At 71.3% G+C, this 16,299-nt stretch carries 15 protein-coding genes; 10 read left to right on the top strand and 5 right to left on the bottom strand.

Annotation, left to right across the window (positions count from 1 at the left end; genetic code table 11):
- Positions 1 to 59 precede the first annotated feature (59 nt).
- On the top strand, positions 60 to 1,151 hold the full coding sequence (locus tag OG985_RS18930; protein ID WP_371669530.1) for a hypothetical protein: 1,092 nt from the start codon (positions 60 to 62) through the stop codon (positions 1,149 to 1,151).
- A 58-nt stretch (positions 1,152 to 1,209) separates the two neighbouring features.
- On the opposite strand, the gene OG985_RS18925 is transcribed toward OG985_RS18930, so the two are convergent.
- On the bottom strand, positions 1,210 to 1,917 hold the full coding sequence (locus tag OG985_RS18925) for a class I SAM-dependent methyltransferase (protein WP_371669529.1): 708 nt from the start codon (positions 1,915 to 1,917) through the stop codon (positions 1,210 to 1,212).
- 298 nt (positions 1,918 to 2,215) lie between these two features.
- Positions 2,216 to 2,497 carry a hypothetical protein gene (locus tag OG985_RS18920; protein WP_371669528.1) on the bottom strand — a complete coding sequence of 94 codons (282 nt, stop codon included), beginning with the start codon at positions 2,495 to 2,497 and terminating at the stop codon, positions 2,216 to 2,218.
- 321 nt (positions 2,498 to 2,818) lie between these two features.
- On the opposite strand from OG985_RS18920, the gene OG985_RS18915 reads away from it, so the two are divergent.
- The 7 genes from OG985_RS18915 to OG985_RS18885 all read left to right on the top strand — a co-directional run bounded on the left by OG985_RS18915 (position 2,819) and on the right by OG985_RS18885 (position 11,275).
- Entirely contained in the window at positions 2,819 to 4,042 is a 1,224-nt protein-coding gene (locus tag OG985_RS18915) for a M20 family metallopeptidase (protein WP_371669527.1), read from the top strand.
- Between the two features lie 294 nt (positions 4,043 to 4,336).
- Complete coding sequence (locus OG985_RS18910; RefSeq protein ID WP_371669526.1) at positions 4,337 to 5,395, top strand: BMP family protein; 1,059 nt, start codon at positions 4,337 to 4,339, stop codon at positions 5,393 to 5,395.
- Between the two features lie 198 nt (positions 5,396 to 5,593).
- Positions 5,594 to 7,120 carry an ABC transporter ATP-binding protein gene (locus OG985_RS18905; protein WP_371674427.1) on the top strand — a complete coding sequence of 509 codons (1,527 nt, stop codon included), beginning with the start codon at positions 5,594 to 5,596 and terminating at the stop codon, positions 7,118 to 7,120.
- Positions 7,117 to 8,241 (top strand): ABC transporter permease, encoded by a 1,125-nt coding sequence (locus tag OG985_RS18900; protein WP_371669525.1) that lies wholly within the window; start codon positions 7,117 to 7,119, stop codon positions 8,239 to 8,241. The genes OG985_RS18905 and OG985_RS18900 overlap by 4 nt, the downstream gene beginning before the upstream one ends.
- Positions 8,241 to 9,527 (top strand): ABC transporter permease, encoded by a 1,287-nt coding sequence (locus OG985_RS18895; protein ID WP_371669524.1) that lies wholly within the window; start codon positions 8,241 to 8,243, stop codon positions 9,525 to 9,527. The genes OG985_RS18900 and OG985_RS18895 overlap by 1 nt, the downstream gene beginning before the upstream one ends.
- Positions 9,524 to 9,925: a cytidine deaminase gene (locus OG985_RS18890; RefSeq protein WP_371669523.1), complete on the top strand. Its 402-nt coding sequence runs from the start codon at positions 9,524 to 9,526 to the stop codon at positions 9,923 to 9,925. The genes OG985_RS18895 and OG985_RS18890 overlap by 4 nt, the downstream gene beginning before the upstream one ends.
- Positions 9,926 to 9,991: 66 nt before the next feature.
- A complete protein-coding gene (locus tag OG985_RS18885; protein ID WP_371669522.1) occupies positions 9,992 to 11,275 on the top strand; it encodes a thymidine phosphorylase in 1,284 nt (427 codons plus the stop codon).
- Between the two features lie 162 nt (positions 11,276 to 11,437).
- Here the strand turns inward: OG985_RS18885 and OG985_RS18880 are convergent, their stop codons facing one another.
- Positions 11,438 to 12,358 carry an AEC family transporter gene (locus OG985_RS18880; protein WP_371669521.1) on the bottom strand — a complete coding sequence of 307 codons (921 nt, stop codon included), beginning with the start codon at positions 12,356 to 12,358 and terminating at the stop codon, positions 11,438 to 11,440.
- A gap of 146 nt (positions 12,359 to 12,504) precedes the next feature.
- On the opposite strand from OG985_RS18880, the gene OG985_RS18875 reads away from it, so the two are divergent.
- Positions 12,505 to 12,891, top strand: coding sequence for an STAS domain-containing protein (locus OG985_RS18875; protein WP_371669520.1), 387 nt, complete (start codon positions 12,505 to 12,507; stop codon positions 12,889 to 12,891).
- Here the strand turns inward: OG985_RS18875 and OG985_RS18870 are convergent.
- Both OG985_RS18870 and OG985_RS18865 read right to left on the bottom strand, forming a co-directional pair.
- Positions 12,775 to 13,791 (bottom strand): sigma-70 family RNA polymerase sigma factor, encoded by a 1,017-nt coding sequence (locus tag OG985_RS18870; protein ID WP_371669519.1) that lies wholly within the window; start codon positions 13,789 to 13,791, stop codon positions 12,775 to 12,777. The genes OG985_RS18875 and OG985_RS18870 overlap by 117 nt on opposite strands.
- A 152-nt stretch (positions 13,792 to 13,943) precedes the next feature.
- Positions 13,944 to 15,224 carry an MFS transporter gene (locus tag OG985_RS18865; protein ID WP_371669518.1) on the bottom strand — a complete coding sequence of 427 codons (1,281 nt, stop codon included), beginning with the start codon at positions 15,222 to 15,224 and terminating at the stop codon, positions 13,944 to 13,946.
- Positions 15,225 to 15,287: 63 nt separating this feature from the next.
- Here OG985_RS18865 and OG985_RS18860 point away from each other — a divergent pair, with 63 nt between their 5' ends.
- Positions 15,288 to 16,250, top strand: coding sequence for a LysR substrate-binding domain-containing protein (locus OG985_RS18860; RefSeq protein ID WP_371669517.1), 963 nt, complete (start codon positions 15,288 to 15,290; stop codon positions 16,248 to 16,250).
- Positions 16,251 to 16,299 lie beyond the last annotated feature (49 nt).

Here is a 16,299-nt window from a genome sequence, read left to right as displayed (position 1 = left end):
GTCCGAGTTCCGAAGCCCTGAATCCCCCGCACGCCTTACGACGGGACGGTCGTACGTCGATGAGCCCCCGCGCCGGTTCCGCCGGCCCCCACACCCTCGCCTTCGTGGAGAGTCCGGTACAGCTTCTCAACGTGCTGGAGTGGGCGCACGAGCACGCGCCCGGCGCGGGGTTCACGCTGGTGGTGCTGTCCCCGATCGACCCCATGACCCGGGGCCAGCTGCGCCGCATGTCCGAGTTGGCCCGCGAGGAGGGCCACCAGGTCCGCTGGGAGGAGGCGCGGGGCGGTCCGGCAGCGCCGTTCCAGACGATCGGTGGCCTGTCCGGGATGCTCCGCCGGGCCGACCGGGTCGTCCTCGGGGACCCCTTCTCCCGGTACGTGCAGCTGCTGCTGACCATCACGCGGGCCCGTGACCTGGTCGTCGTCGACGACGGCACGGCCACCATGGAGTTCGTCGCCCAGCTCGCCCTCGGGGAGCGGCTGGTGCGCTGGCACCGCAAGGGCGGCCGCAGGGGGGCGCGGGACCTGGTCTTCGGGCCGGTGTCGGCCGCGGCCCGGCGCCGCCTGACACCGGGCGGGAAACGGCGGGTGGAGATCTTCTCCTCCATGCCGATGGAGAAGACCCCGGACGGCGTGAAGGTGACGGCGAACACCTTCGCCTGGACGCGACACCGCTTCGGCCCGCCCCGGATCACCAAGGGCGCCGACATGGTCGGTACGTCGCTGGTGGAGACCGGTGTCGTCGACGCCGACCGGTACCTCGAAGCCGTCACCGCCCTGGCCAAGGCGCACGGGACGACCCGCTACTTCGCGCACCGGCGCGAGAGCACGGACAAACTTCACCGGCTGGCCGTGGAGACGGGCCTGGAGATCGTCCGCCCGGACCTCCCGCTGGAGCTGATCGCCCGCCGGGGCCCCATCGGCCGCACGATCCTGAGCTTCCCCTCGACCGTGGTCCACACCCTGCCCCTGGCCCTGGCGGGCACCGAGGTACGGGTCGCGGTGTGCGACATCGACCCCGGGTGGCTGACGGAGAACGCCTCACCGCGCGCTCAGGGCTTCCTGTCGGGCGTCACGGACACGGCCCGGGACGTGCACCGGCTGTCCGCGGTGAGCGCGGTGAGCGCGGTGAAGGTGGCGAAGGCGGTATAGCGGGGCCGCGCTGTCCGTCCGACCCGGCGCGGGACACGGGCGCCCCGCCCGCTCCGGCCTACTCCGACTCCGGTTTCCGGGCCAGCAGGAAGGCGCGGGGGAGTTTCGCGTCCGCGGGCGGCTCGATCCGGACGCGGGCCTGGACCTGGAGGCCCGCCGCGGTGAGGTGTCCCGCCACCGTCTCCGGGGTGCGCCAGTAGTAGTCGAGCGAGATCTCCTGGCCGAAGCGCTCCGCGAGGTGCATACGGTCGTCCTCGTCGGCGGTCTGGAAGCAGAGCAGGACGTGGCCGCCGGGGACCAGCACGCGGTGGAACTCCGCGAACACGGTGGGCAGGTGCTCGTCCGGGACGTGGATGATCGAGTACAGGGCGAGGACGCCGCCGAGCGTCTCGTCCGGGAGGTCCAGGGACGTCATCGAGCCCACGTGGAACCGGAGCTCCGGGTGCGCCCGGCGGGCCAGGGCCACCATCCGCGGCGAGACGTCGATCCCGAAGACCGGGACGCCGAGGGCGTGGAGTTTCGCGGTGACGTACCCCGGGCCGCTGCCGATGTCGGCGACCGGGGCGGTGCCGGTGGCCCGCACCAGCTCGGCGAAGGCGTTGACCAGGGCGTGATCCACCGGCCGGTCGCCCAGCCCGTGGGGAAAGGCTTCGGTGTAGGCGGGGGCTATCGCGTCGTAGGAGGCGCTGGTGGCTCGGACGAAGTCCGGAGCGCCGGTCTCGGTTCGGATCGGGGTTCGGGTCTCGGTTCGGGTTTCGGTGCTCACGCTGCGGCACCTTAGCGGCGCAACGGGACCCGGTCCCGCGATTCGCGGCGACGAGCCGGAGGTTCACCGCGACGCCGCCGGAAGTTTCGGTACTTACGACGGCGCGGGGGCGACGGCACAACGGCTCAGGGTGGTCGCCGGTGCACGACTGCTCCGGGGCGGCAGCGGGCGTACGGCGGTCAGGCGGTCGTCGGCGCGCAGTGGCTCAGGGGTGGCTGGTCGCCGGGCGCGCGACAGTCAGGTGCGGACGACGGCTCGGGGGCCCCACGGCTCACGGGTCGCGGCCGCGAGCGCGCCTTCAGGAGTCGTCGGCGCGCCAGGTGAAGCCGCCGAGCGGGCCCCGCGGAAGCCTGGCGGCCGCCGAGGGCGGACTGCCCTCCGCTCCCGTGTCTCTTGCGTCACGTCTCGGCCCGGGACCCCGGCCCCGGCGACGGCGGGCCAGCCAGACCGCCGTGGCCAGCAGCCAGCCCGTGAGGATCATCAGGGCCAGCGTCCCCAGGACGAGTCCCGCCGTCCCGAGCAGGCCGAATTTCGCCAGCATCCAGGGGATCTGGTCCTCGCCACAGCCGCATGCCTCCATGGGGGCAGCATGCCCGGCGCGAGGGCGGTGGGTACACCGCGTGACCGGAACGCCGCGCGGAGGTGATGGTTCCGGGACCCGCCAGGCTCGTCCGGCGCGGTCCGACACGTGAACAGAACCGGCGTGGTTCGAGCCGGACGTGGTAAGCGTGGAAGAGTGGATGGGGTGGCGACTTGGCCCGAGGGCGGGCGAGTCTACCCATCCGGACCGATACCTATGCGTCGGGCAGCCGGAGTTTCTTCCCCTAACGGGTTGAACTTTTGTTGATCGTGGGTCAGTTGGCCATCCCGGCGTCCTACCCTTCAGAGGGTGAAGCAACTGATGTCCCATGAGTCCGAGGCCGATCTTCCCGGGGAAGCCATGCTTCCCGGCACGTTGAGCGAGACGCTCCGTGCCGAGCTCGTCGCGTTCCGGCGTGACCTGCACATGCATCCCGAACTTGGCAACCAGGAGTTCCGCACCACCGCGGCGATCAAGGCGCGGCTCGAGAAGGCCGGCCTTCACCCCCGCGTACTGGCCGTCGGGACCGGGCTCGTCTGCGACATCGGTGACCGGGACGCGGGGCGGCCCATGCTCGCCCTGCGTGCCGACATCGACGGCTTGCCGATCCCGGACACCAAGAGCGACTGCCCGTACCGCTCGACCGTGCCGGACCGCGCGCACGCCTGCGGGCACGACGTGCACACCACCGTGGTGCTGGGCGCCGGCCTCGTGCTGGCCGAGCTGCACCGGCACGGCCTGCTGCCCCGGCCGGTGCGGCTGGTCTTCCAGCCCGCGGAGGAGGTGCTGCCCGGTGGCGCGGCCGACGCCATCGAGGACGGGGTGCTCGAAGGGGTGGGGCGGATCATCGCCGTGCACTGCGACCCCCGCGTGGACGCCGGACGGATCGGACTCCGGGAGGGTGCGATCACCTCGGCCTGCGACCGGCTCGAGGTCTCCCTCGACGGTCCCGGCGGCCACACCGCCCGGCCGCATCTGACCACCGACCTGGTGACGGCCGCCGCCCGGGTCGTCGTGGACGTGCCCGCGCTCGTCGGCCGGCGCGTCGACACCCGGCACGGACTCGCGGTGACCTGGGGACGGATCGAGTCGGGGCACGCGCCGAACGTGATCCCGCAGCACGCCGAGCTGTCCGGGACCGTGCGCTGCCTGGACATCGACGCCTGGCGGGACGCGCCCGACGTGGTCGTCGCGGCCATCGACGAGGTCGCCAACCTGCACGGGGCCAAGTCGGAGATCAACTACGTGCGCGGGGTCCCGCCCGTGGTCAACGACCCGGCCGTGACGGAACTGCTGCGGGACGCCATGACCACGCGTCGGGGTGGCGACGCGGTGGAAGGGACGGAGCAGAGCCTCGGGGGCGAGGACTTCTCCTGGTACCTGGAGCACGTGCCCGGTGCCATGGCCCGGCTCGGTGTCCGCCCGCCCGGCGAGCGCACCGTGCGGGATCTGCACCAGGGCGACTTCGACGCCGACGAGTCGGCGATCACCGTGGGCGTGGAGCTGTTCACCGCGGCGGCACTGCTGGACGCGAAGGACCGGTGACGAACGGCCGCTCGCGCGGGACGGCCTCGGAGAGGGCCGTTCCGCCGTCCGGCGCAACATGGTTGTAAGCCAATCGTGCACTGTTCGAAACCGTGGGTATCGCTTCGCAAGGACCCGAGTTCAGACGCCGTTTGCCTCGAATCGATAACGGCTTCGGAAGAGGTCTTTTTCTGACATCTACGCGCGTTACGATGCCGCGAAGCCGACGCCGCCGGAGCGCATCGGCCCGAGCACTGACAAGGTGCTCACATCCAGCGCCGACGTGGCGCTCAGGTCAGGTGAAGGAGCCTTCCCGTGCGCCGGGTAGCCAAGCTTTCCGCTGTGTGTGTCGTATCCGCAGCTCTCGCACTGTCTGCCACAGCCTGTGGCAGTACCTCCTCCGACAACGACACCTCGTCGTCGTCCTCCGCCTCCGACGGCAAGGGCGTCAAGATCGGCCTCGCCTTCGACGTCGGCGGCCGTGGTGACCGTTCCTTCAACGACTCCGCCGCGCGCGGTGCCGACAAGGCCAAGAGCGAGTTCGGCGGCTCCATCAAGGAGCTGACCGCCAAGACCTCCGACACCGAGGCCGACCGTGAGCAGCGCCTCACGGACCTGGCCGGCGCCGGCTACAACCCGGTCATCGGTGTCGGTTTCTCCTACGCCGCGTCGATGGCCAAGGTCGCCGCGAAGTACCCGAAGACCAGCTTCGGCATCGTCGACTCGGTGGTGGACGTCAACAACGTCGACAGCATCACCTTCACCGAGGAGCAGGGCTCGTACCTGGCCGGCGTCGCCGCCGCCCTCAAGACCAAGAAGGACCACGTCGGCTTCATCGGCGGCGTCGACACGCCGCTGATCAAGAAGTTCGAGGCGGGCTACGTCCAGGGCGTCAAGGACACCGACCCGAAGGTCAAGGTCGATGTGCAGTACCTGACCCACGGCAGTGACCTCTCCGGCTTCTCCAGCCCCGACAAGGGTTCGGAAGCCGCGCAGGGCATGCTCGACAAGGGCGCCGACGTCATCTACACGGCGGCCGGCTCCTCCGGCAACGGCGCGATCGAGGCCGTCAGCGGCGTCAAGGGCGCCTGGGCCATCGGCGTGGACTCCGACCAGTACAACGTCCCGGGTCTGGCCAAGTACAAGGCCTCGATCCTGACCTCGATGGTCAAGAGCGTCGACGTCGGTGTCTACGACCTCATCAAGTCCGTTCACGACGGCAAGCCGCTGACCGGCACCAACAGCTACTCGCTCGCCAAGAACGGTGTCTCGCTGGCCACCAGCGGCGGCTTCATCGACGACATCCAGGCCAAGCTGGACGCGGCCAAGAAGAAGATCGTCGACGGCGACATCAAGGTCAAGACCACCCCGTGACCTGACGGGTCCCGCCGGACCCGGGCTCGGCGAGGTGGCGTTCATCAGCCCCTCGCCGAGCCATAACAATGTGTCAACTCTACGCGTGTAGCACGGAGTTGCCGCGCTAGCGTCGCCGACGCCTGCCCTCCCCTACGCAGCCCCTTTCCCCCAGGAGAGTGCGCCATCAACGCGTCCAGCCCTCCCGCTGCCGTCGAACTGCGCGGCATCACCAAACGCTTCCCCGGCGTCGTCGCCAACCGTGACATCGACATCACCGTCGCCGCGGGCACCGTCCACGCCCTGTGCGGCGAGAACGGTGCCGGCAAGTCCACCCTGATGAAGATCCTCTACGGCATGCAGCAGCCGGACGAGGGCACCATCACCGTGAACGGCGACCGGGTCATCTTCCACAACCCCGCCGACGCCATCGGCCGCGGTATCGGCATGGTGCACCAGCACTTCATGCTCGCCGACAACCTCACCGTCCTCGAGAACGTCGTCCTCGGCGCTGAGAAGTTGCACGGCATCGGTGCCAAGGCGCGTACGAAGATCAAGGAGATCTCCGACGCGTACGGGCTCAACGTCCGGCCCGACGTGCTCCTGGAGGAGCTCGGCGTCGCCGACCGTCAGCGCGTGGAGATCCTCAAGGTCCTCTACCGCGGCGCCAAGACCCTCATCCTCGACGAGCCCACCGCCGTCCTCGTGCCGCAGGAGGTCGACGCCCTCTTCGACAACCTCCGCGAGCTGAAGGCCGAGGGGCTCACCGTCATCTTCATCTCCCACAAGCTGGGCGAGGTGCTGTCCGTCGCCGACGAGATCACCGTCATCCGGCGCGGTACCACGGTCGGCACGGTGGAGCCGAGGACCACCACCGCCAAGCAGCTCGCCGAACTGATGGTCGGCAGTGAGCTGCCCACACCGGAGACGGAGGAGTCCACCGTCACGGACGTCCCCCTGCTGGACGTGGCACGGCTGCACCTGGCCCAGACGGACCTCGACGGCGTCCAGCGGATCATCCTCGACGAGATCACCTTCACCATCCACCGGGGCGAGATCCTCGGCATCGCCGGTGTGGAGGGCAACGGCCAGTCCGAACTGGTCGAGGCGATCATGGGGATCCGTGCCCCCGAGTCCGGCGTCATCACGCTGGACGGCACCGACATCTCCCACACCCCCACCCGCCGCCGCCGCGAGGCCGGCGTCGGCTACATCCCCGAGGACCGTCACCGCCACGGCCTGCTGCTCGAGGCGCCGCTGTGGGAGAACCGCATCCTCGGCCACGTCACCGAGCGGCCCAACTCGCGCGGTGGGCTGCTCGACCTCAAGGGCGCCCGCGCCGACACCGAGCGGATCATCGAGGCGTACGACGTCCGCACCCCGGGTATCGAGGTGACCGCCGCCTCGCTGTCCGGCGGCAACCAGCAGAAGCTGATCGTCGGCCGCGAGATGAGCCACGCGCCCAAGCTCCTCATCGCCGCCCACCCCACCCGCGGTGTGGACGTCGGCGCGCAGGCCGCCATCTGGGACCACATCCGGGAGGCCCGCCGCGAGGGCATGGCCGTGCTGCTGATCTCGGCCGACCTGGACGAGCTCATCGGGCTCTCCGACACCCTGCGGGTGATGTACCGCGGCCGCCTGGTCGCCGACGCCGACCCCGCCACGATCACCCCCGAGGAGCTGGGCTCCGCCATGACGGGTGCGGCCACCGGCCACCTGGAGCACACAGAGGACGACGACCGATGAAAAAGCTGACCTCACGGATCGACAAGGAGCGGCTGTTCCTGGGGCTCGCCGCGCCGCTGCTCGCGCTCGTCGCCGCGATCGTCGTCACCGCCCTGGTGATCCTCGCCACCGGCAAGAACCCGTTCGCCGCCTTCAGCGACATGCTGACCTACGGCTCCGCCAGCGACAGCCAGGTCTACATCCTCAACAAGGCGACGACGTACTACCTGGCGGGTGTCGCGGTGGCCATCGGCTTCCGCATGAACCTGTTCAACATCGGCGTGGACGGCCAGTACCGGCTCGCCGCGTTCTTCGCGGCGGTGCTCGGCGGTGCGCTGACCCTGCCGGGCTTCGTCGCCGTCCCGCTGATGATCATCTGTGCGATGGGCGTGGGCGCCGTCTGGGCCGGTATCGCCGGAATCCTCAAGGTGACCCGGGGCGTCAGCGAAGTCATCTCGACGATCATGCTGAACTCCATCGCCACCGCGATCATCGCCTACCTCCTGCAGCCGGGTAAGCTCGCCGAACTCCAGAGCGGCGGCACCGTCGTCTCGACCAAGCCGCTGCCGCAGGACTCGTGGTTCTTCTCGATCGACACGGGTGCGGCAGGCGTCCTCTGGGGCTTCATCGTGATCGCCGTACTCGTCGGTGTCGCCTACTGGTTCGTGCTCGGCCGCACCCGCTTCGGCTTCGACCTGCGGGCCGTCGGCCAGTCCGAGAGCGCGGCCGCGGCCAGCGGTGTCAGCGTCAAGCGCATGATCGCCACCAGCATGCTCATCTCGGGTGCCGTGGCCGGTCTGATCGGTATGCCGACCCTCCTCAACGACAGCCACCAGTTCAGCAACGACTTCCCGTCGGGCATCGGCTTCACCGGCATCGCCATCGCGCTGCTCGGCCGCAACAACCCCGTCGGCATCGCACTCGGCGCCCTCCTGTGGGGCTTCCTCGAGCGCACCACCAACCACCTTGAGTTCGAGGGCTACGACAAGGAGATCCTCGGCGTCATCCAGGGCGTCATCGTCCTGTGCGTCGTGATCGCCTACGAGGTCGTACGCCGGTACGGCCTCAAGCGTCAGCAGCAACGGGTCGGCGCCGAACTCGCCGCCCAGGCCGCCCCGAACGAGAAGCAGGAGGTGGCGTGATGACTGCCACGATGACCGACACGCCGCCGCCCGCGGCCCCCAAGGCGGACACCGGCGGCACCGGCTCGGGCCGGTCGCTGGGCCGGATCCTCACGATCGTCGCGGGTGCGCTGATCCTGGTGGCGGTGGTCCGCATCATCACCGGCGCCGACCAGCTCACCTCCGAGGGGCAGATCGGTGCCGCGCTCGGCCTCGCCGTGCCCATCGGCCTCGCCGGTCTCGCGGGCCTGTGGTCCGAGCGGGCCGGCGTGGTCAACATCGGCCTCGAGGGCATGATGATCCTCGGCACCTTCGGCGCCGGCTGGGTCGGCTGGCAGACCAACCCGTGGCTCGGCCTGCTGTGCGGTATCGGCTTCGGTGTCCTCGGCGGCCTGGTGCACGCGATCGCGACCATCACCTTCGGTGTCGACCACATCGTCTCCGGCGTCGCGGTCAACCTGCTCGCGCTCGGCACCACCCAGTACCTCGCCAAGCTCTTCTTCTCGGACGGCAAGGCGGCGGAGGCGGGCGGCAACCCCAAGCAGTCCCCGCCGGTGGAGTCGATGGGCGACATCACCGTGCCCGGCCTCTCCGACGCGCTCCAGTCCGTCGAGAAGCACCACTGGTTCCTCATCTCCGACCTCGCGGGCATCCTCGGCGGTCTGGTCACCGAGGTGTCCGTGGTGACGATCCTGGCCGCGGTGCTGTTCGTCGCGAGCTGGTGGCTGCTGTGGCGCACCCCGTTCGGTCTGCGGCTGCGTTCCTGCGGTGAGAACCCGATCGCGGCGGAGTCGCTCGGCGTCAACGTCTACCGCTACAAGTACGTGGCCGTGGCCGTCTCCGGCGGCCTCGCCGGGCTCGGCGGCGCCTTCCTCGCGCTGGTCACCTCGCACATCTACCTGGAGGGCCAGACCGGCGGGCGCGGTTACATCGGTCTCGCGGCCATGATCTTCGGCAACTGGCGACCCGGTGGACTCGCGATGGGCGCGGGCCTGTTCGGCTACTCGGACGCGCTTCAGCTGCGCAACGGCGGCGAGACCGTGCACGCGCTGCTGCTCCTGCTCGTCGTGCTCCTCGCGGTGCTCGCCGGCTGGAAGATGTACCGCAAGGCGCACTGGCAGGGCGGCATCAGCCTCTTCGTCGGCGGGCTCGTCCTCCTCTGGTACCTGGTCACGGACGAGGTGCCGAGCGACTTCGTCGGCGCCACCCCGTACGTCGTCACCCTGCTCGTGCTGTCACTGTCCGCCCAGCGACTGCGGATGCCCAAGGCGGACGGCATGCGCTACCGCAAGGGGCAGGGCAAGTGACCCCGCCGTCGGCCGTCGACTGGGACGAGTTGCGCGCGGCGGCCCGGGAGGCCATGACCCGCGCGTACGCCCCCTACTCGGGCTACCCGGTCGGGGTCGCGGCCCTGGTCGACGACGGGCGCACGGTCTCCGGCTGCAACGTCGAGAACGCCTCGTACGGGCTCGGGCTGTGCGCCGAGTGCGGACTCGTCTCGGAGCTTCAGCGCAGCGGGGGCGGCCGGCTGACGCACTTCACCTGCGTCGACGGCAAGGGCGACATCCTCGTGCCGTGCGGCCGTTGCCGGCAGCTGCTCTACGAGTTCGGCGGCCCCGGCCTGCTGCTCGAGACACCCGCGGGCGTCCTGCCGCTGGCGGAGATGCTGCCGCAGGCCTTCGGGCCCGGCCACCTCAACAGGTAACTCCTGTACGGCCCCTCGCACCGACCGGAGGGGCCGTACGGTTTCTGAACGTTCGGAAGGAAAGCCATGGCCATGGACGCCATCTCCGTCATCCGCGCCAAGCGGGACCGCGGTGAGCTCAGCGACGGGCAGATCGACTGGGTCATCGACGCGTACACCCGCGGAGAGGTCGCCGACGAGCAGATGTCCGCGCTCGCGATGGCCATCCTGCTCAACGGCATGAACCGCCGGGAGATCGCCCGCTGGACGGCCGCGATGATCGACTCCGGCGAGCGCATGGACTTCTCGGCCCTGTCCCGCCCCACCGCCGACAAGCACTCCACCGGCGGCGTCGGCGACAAGATCACCCTTCCGCTGGCCCCGCTGGTCGCCGCCTGCGGCGCGGCCGTCCCGCAGCTGTCGGGCCGGGGACTCGGCCACACCGGCGGCACGCTCGACAAGCTGGAGTCGATCCCCGGCTGGCGCGCGCTGCTCTCCAACGAGGAGATGCTGCACGTCCTGGACACCACCGGCGCGGTGATCTGCGCGGCCGGCGACGGCCTGGCCCCCGCCGACAAGAAGCTGTACGCGCTGCGCGACGTGACCGGCACCGTCGAGGCGATCCCGCTGATCGCCTCCTCGATCATGTCCAAGAAGATCGCCGAGGGCACCGGCTCCCTGGTCCTCGACGTCAAGGTCGGCACCGGCGCGTTCATGAAGACCATCGAGGACGCGCGCGAGCTGGCCTCCACGATGGTGGGACTGGGCACCGACCACGGGGTGCGGACCGTGGCCCTGCTGACGGACATGTCGACCCCGCTCGGCCTCACGGCGGGCAACGCGCTGGAGGTCCGCGAGTCGGTGGAGGTGCTGGCCGGCGGCGGCCCCGCGGACGTGGTGGAGCTGACCATCGCCCTGGCCCGCGAGATGCTGGACGCGGCGGGCGTGAAGGGCGCCGACCCGGCGAAGGCCCTGGCCGACGGCTCGGCGATGGACGTCTGGCGTCGCATGATCGCGGCCCAGGGCGGCGATCCGGACGCGGCCCTGCCCACCTCGAAGGAACAGCACGTCGTCAAGGCCCCGTCGTCCGGCGTCCTGACCCGCCTGGACGCCTACGGCGTCGGCGTCGCCGCCTGGCGTCTGGGTGCCGGCCGCGCCCGCAAGGAGGACCCGGTGCAGGCGGGCGCCGGCGTCGAGCTGCACGCCAAGCCCGGCGATCCGGTGACCGCGGGCCAGCCCCTGCTGACCCTGCACACGGACACCCCGGAGCGCTTCGCGTACGCGCTGGAGGCGGTCGAGGGGGCGTACGACGTCGCACCGGCCGGTACGGACTTCACGGCCTCGCCGGTGGTGCTGGAACGTATCGCCTGACCAGGGATTTCCTTGCCCTGACCAGGGATTTCCTTGCACGGACGAACGGGATCGGTGGACCTGCGCCGGTCCCGTTCGGCGTGCCGGCCCCGCTGGCGCACCGACGGGAGACCGCGCCGGGAGAAGACGCACGGCCGTGCCGTTCCACTCGACCGGCCGCCGTCATCCCAACAACGTCGCGACGACCACCAGCACCGGCACCGACAGCACCGTCGACAGCAGGATCGAGTCCCGGGCCAGGCGTTCGCCCACGCCGTAGCTGGACGCGTACGTGTAGAGGTTCTGGGCGGCCGGCAGGGCCGATGTCACCACCACGTCGAGCAGCCGGGCTCCGTGCAGGCCGAAGACGCCGGTCGCGAGCGCCCAGGCCGCGACCGGCTGGCCCACCGACTTCAGGGCGACCGACAGGAACACGGGGTGGCGGTCGGGGCCCCGGCCCGGCCACGTGCTGCCGCACAGCGAGATGCCGAAGGCGAGCAGCACCGCCGGGACCGACATGTTGCCGATCAGCGTCAGCGGATCCATGAGCGGGCTCGGAACGCGCACACCGGACGCCGACACCGCCACCCCCGCCAGCGAGCCGACCGCGATCGGGTTGCGCAACGGTGTCAGCAGCCGTCGCCACAGCGGGCCCTGCCCGCCCCCGCCCGACAGGTCCAGGATCGTGAGCGCCACCGGCGTGACGCCGACGAGCTGGAACAGCAGCACCGGCGCCACCAGTGACGCGTCACCGAGGACGTACACGGCGATCGGGATACCCAGGTTGCCGGCGTTGACGTAACTGGAGCAGAGCGCGCCGATCGTCGTCCGGCCCACGCCCCAGCCCCGTACGACAGCCACCGCGACGAAGACGCCGGCCGCCGCGGCCGTGCTCAGGGCCGTCACCAGCAGGCGGCTGGAGAAGACCACCGACAGGTCGGCCCGGGCGAGCGTGGTGAACAACAGGGCCGGGCTGGCCACATGGAAGGCGAGCTTGGTCAGCACCTCGCGGCCCTGGTCGCCGAGGTGGCCGCGGCGGCCGATCACGTAGCCGACGCCGATGACCACCGCGATGACCGCGAACCCCGTCAGCACTCCCTGCACGGCGTCCCCTCGGCGGGAAGGAGGCCGTCGGGTATCCGGGGCGGTGCTGATCCGTGGGGCATGCGGGCAACCCTCCGGGGAAGGAGGGGAGCCGGTCAATGTGATCCGTGCCGGACCCGCACGGGGCACCTGCACCAGTGCGGCCGATGAGTTGTGCCCACCCGCCCGGTCTACCGTTCGTGGACGCCATGACACCCGCCGTACTCGTGCTGGCCGGCCCCGTCACCCGGGACCGGGTGGCGGGGCTGTGCGAGGACCTGCGGACGCTGTTGGAGGCCACCGGCGCCGGGGTGGTGGTGTGCGACGCCGGTGGGCTGGGCCCGCCGGGGCTCGGGACCGTCGACCTCCTGGCGCGGCTTCAGCTCACCGCCCGTCGGGCCGGGGTACGGCTCAGGCTGCGCGACCCGGACCCGGCCTTACACGCCCTCCTCGACCTGGTCGGCCTCCGCTTCGAGATGGAGGGGCAGCCCGAACAGCGGGAACCACCGCTGCGTGTCGAGGAAGAAGTGGAACCCGGTGAGCCGGCCCTCTGAGATCTCCAGGACCTGGACCGCCCAGGGGCTGAAGCCGCCCGCCTCCGGGTCCGGCTTGTACTGGGCGAAGCCCGGCAGGCCGTTGACCTGGACCGGCAGCAGACGCGAGCCCTCGCAGGCGGCGCCGAGCGTGGTCATGAAGCCGGTGATGTCCTCCTGGCCGGTCAGCCACAGGTCGAACGGCGGCATCGTCATGACCGCGTCCTCGTGCAGCAGCGCCGTCAGCGCCGTCATGTCGTAGCCCTCGAATGCGGCGACATAGCGCTCCAGCAGCTTCTGCTGCTCCTCGTCCAGCGGGTCGGACACGGCCGCGTCGGCCCCCTTCTCGTCCCGCTCGGCGAGTGTCGCCCGGGCCCGCTGCAGGGCGCTGTTGACCGACGCGACGGAGGTGTCGAGCAGCTCGGCGACCTCGCTCGCCCGCCAGGCCAGCACTTCGCGCAGGATCAGCACCGCGCGCTGCTTGGGCGGCAGTTGCTGCAGGGCCGCCATGAAAGCGAGCCGCACGGACTCCTTGGCGACCGCGGCCTCCGCCGGGTCCTCGACCACCGGCAGGACGCGCGCGTCCGGCATCGGCTCCAGCCAGGTGTGGTCGGGGCGGGGGGAGAGGGCGGCCCGGGCGAGGGGCGTCGACTCCGTGAGGTCCATGGGCCGGGCGCGCTTGTTGCCCGCCGTCAGCATGTCCAGGCAGACGTTGGTCGCGATGCGGTAGAGCCAGGAACGGAGGCTCGAGCGGCCCTCGAACTTCTCGTAGCTGCGCCAGGCGCGGACCATCGTGTCCTGCACCGCGTCCTCGGCCTCGAAGGAGGAGCCGAGCATCCGGTAGCAGTAGCCGGTCAGCTCGGTCCGGTGCTTCTCCAGCCTGACGTCGAGGTCTGTTGTCGTCGCCGTGCCGTTGGTCATCGTCCACCCACCCCTGTGGCCGTTCCGTCGTACGTGCGCGTCGTTGCGCCTCGCACTTCGGAAGCTACCGCAGGGGACTGACAATGGCGTCCCGAGCGGGGAAACCGGCAGGTCACAAGCCTGCCGCGGACCCCGCCCGGTGAGCGCGGGAGTCAGTGCGCGGGTACCGGCGCCCGCCGCGCGGCGACCCGCGCCGCCCGCGAACCGAGCACGGTGATCGCCACGACGCCCAGGACCGCCAGCACGCCGACGGCCACCGTCCCGGCCCAGCCGCCCGCGTGGAAGGCCACCGCGCCCACCGTGCTGCCCGCGCTGGAACCGATGTAGTACGCCGACTGGTAGAGGGCGGACGCCTGCGCGCGGCCGTGTGTCGCCGTCTTGCTGACGGCCGAGGACGCCACCGCGTGGCCCGCGAAGAAACCGGCGGTGATCAGGACCAGGCCGAGCAGGACCAGCGCCAGGGAGTCCGCCAGGGTCAGCAGCAGACCCGTCGCCGTGGTGCCGCCGGCCAGGTACAGGGCCCCGCGCCGGCCCAGACGGCCCACCAGCCTGCCCGCGGTCGACGCCGACACCGTGCCGACCAGGTAGACGAGGAAGATCGAGCCGACGATGCCCTGGGGCAGGCCGAAGGGGGCCTCGGTCAGGCGGTAGCCGATCACCGTGTAGACCCCGCCGAACACCGTCATGAACAGGGCGCCGATCGCGTACAGCCGGCGCAGCAGCGGGTCGGACAGGTGGTCGCGCACGGTGCCGGCCAGCACACGCGGGCGCAGGGAGCCCGGCGCGAAGTGCTTCGGCGCCGGCAGCAGCACCCGGAACGCCACCGCGCAGCCCACCGCGATCGCCCCGATCACGCCGACCGCGATCCGCCAGCCCCACTCCTGCGCGACCCAGCCCGTGATGACCCGGCCGCTCATCCCGCCGACGCTGTTGCCCGCGACGAACAGGCCGATCGCCGTGACCAGCGCCTTGGGCCGGACCTCCTCCGCGAGGTACGCGGTCGCCGAGGCCGGCAGACCGGCCAGCGCCGCGCCCTGCAGGGCCCGCAGGGCGACCAGCGCGGTCAGCGAGGGGGCGAAGGGGACCAGCACGCCGACGGCCACCGCGACCGCCAGCGACGCCGTCATGACCGTACGCCGTCCGAACCGTTCCGACAGGGCGCTCATCGGGAGCACGAACACCGCGAGGCCGCCGGTCGCCGCCGCCACCGTCCAGCTCGCCTCGCTCGCCGCCACCCCGAACTCGCCGGAGATCAGCGGCAGCAGGGCCTGGGTGGAGTAGAGCAGCGCGAAGGTCGCGACACCGGCCAGGAAGAGGGCGAGGCTCATCCGGCGGTAGCCGGGGCCGCCCGGACTCAGACGGGTGTCGGTGACGGCGGGGACAACGGCATCGGCGCCCATGACGGTGGACGCCCCGGTACTGGCGGGAGACATGCCTCGAAGTTACGTACGGCCCCGCTCATCCGTCCAATGCATGGAATCGCCATAATCGTTCCCATGGTGCATCAGCAGAGGTCACAGGCTCACCTGTCACGGTCCGGTGACACAGAAGACACCGACGACCTGGTCGCGCTGCTCGCTCCGCGGCTCGCCCACTTCGCCGGCGTCGCCCGCACCGAGCACGTCACGCGGGCCGCGCGGGAGATGCGGGTCCCGCAGTCGACCCTGTCCCGGGCGATGGTCCGGCTCGAGCAGGACCTCGGGGTCGACCTGTTCGCCCGCCGTGGCCGGACCGTCTCGCTCACCCCCGCCGGGCGCGCCTTCCTCGCCTCCGTCGAACGTGCCCTCGCCGAGATCGGGCGCGCCGCCGACGAGGTGCGCGCCGACGCCGATCCGGCCACCGGCAAGGTCGCCTTCGGCTTCCTGCACACCATGGGCTCGGAGACGGTGCCCGGCCTCATCCGCGCCTTCCGCGCCGACCATCCGCGCGTCCGCTTCAGCCTGGTCCAGAACTACGGCGAGGCGATGATCGAGGGACTGCGGGCGGGCGAGCTGGACCTGTGCCTCACCTCGCCCGTGCCGGACGCGCCCGACCTCGTCGGCCGCCGCCTCGACGAGCAGAAGCTGCGCCTCGTCGTCCCGGCCGACCACCGCCTGGCCGCCCGCAGGCGCGTCCGGCTGGCCGAGGCCGCCGAGGAGACCTTCGTGACCCTGGAACCCGGCTACGGGCTGCGCCGCATCACCGACGACCTCTGCGCGGAGGCTGGATTCCAGCCCCGGGTGGCCTTCGAGGGGGAGGAGGCCGAGACGCTGCGCGGGCTGGTGGCGGCCGGCCTCGGAGTGGCCCTGCTGCCACCGCCGGCGGTACCCCGCCCCGGCGTGGTGGAACTGACCGTCACCTCCCCGAAGGCGGTACGGGAGATCGGCGTCGCCTGGCTCGACGGCCACCCGGACACACCCCCGGTGGCCGCCTTCAAGAAGTTCCTCCTGTCGAGACGCGGCAACCTGCTACCCACGTGACGCCGGGGCGCCGTCGAGCGGGGGCGGCCGACGGATGCCGTCGAGCGGG

This window comes from Streptomyces sp. NBC_00289, assembly GCF_041435115.1.
Classification (GTDB): Bacteria; Actinomycetota; Actinomycetes; order Streptomycetales; family Streptomycetaceae; genus Streptomyces.
The sequence above is the reverse complement of the archived record's forward strand: the minus strand, read 5'-3'. Positions and strand labels throughout refer to the sequence as shown.

What these genes read in the sequence shown, in the direction of transcription:
- OG985_RS18930 (WP_371669530.1), top strand. Translation starts at nt 60, where the DNA reads ATGAGCCCCCGCGCCGGTTCCGCCGGCCCCCACACCCTCGCCTTCGTG.
- OG985_RS18920 (WP_371669528.1), bottom strand. Translation starts at nt 2,497, where the DNA reads ATGGAGGCATGCGGCTGTGGCGAGGACCAGATCCCCTGGATGCTGGCG.
- OG985_RS18915 (WP_371669527.1), top strand. Translation starts at nt 2,819, where the DNA reads ATGTCCCATGAGTCCGAGGCCGATCTTCCCGGGGAAGCCATGCTTCCC.
- OG985_RS18900 (WP_371669525.1), top strand. Translation starts at nt 7,117, where the DNA reads ATGAAAAAGCTGACCTCACGGATCGACAAGGAGCGGCTGTTCCTGGGG.
- OG985_RS18895 (WP_371669524.1), top strand. Translation starts at nt 8,241, where the DNA reads ATGACTGCCACGATGACCGACACGCCGCCGCCCGCGGCCCCCAAGGCG.
- OG985_RS18885 (WP_371669522.1), top strand. Translation starts at nt 9,992, where the DNA reads ATGGCCATGGACGCCATCTCCGTCATCCGCGCCAAGCGGGACCGCGGT.
- OG985_RS18875 (WP_371669520.1), top strand. Translation starts at nt 12,505, where the DNA reads ATGAGTTGTGCCCACCCGCCCGGTCTACCGTTCGTGGACGCCATGACA.
- OG985_RS18870 (WP_371669519.1), bottom strand. Translation starts at nt 13,791, where the DNA reads ATGACCAACGGCACGGCGACGACAACAGACCTCGACGTCAGGCTGGAG.
- OG985_RS18865 (WP_371669518.1), bottom strand. Translation starts at nt 15,224, where the DNA reads ATGTCTCCCGCCAGTACCGGGGCGTCCACCGTCATGGGCGCCGATGCC.
- OG985_RS18860 (WP_371669517.1), top strand. Translation starts at nt 15,288, where the DNA reads ATGGTGCATCAGCAGAGGTCACAGGCTCACCTGTCACGGTCCGGTGAC.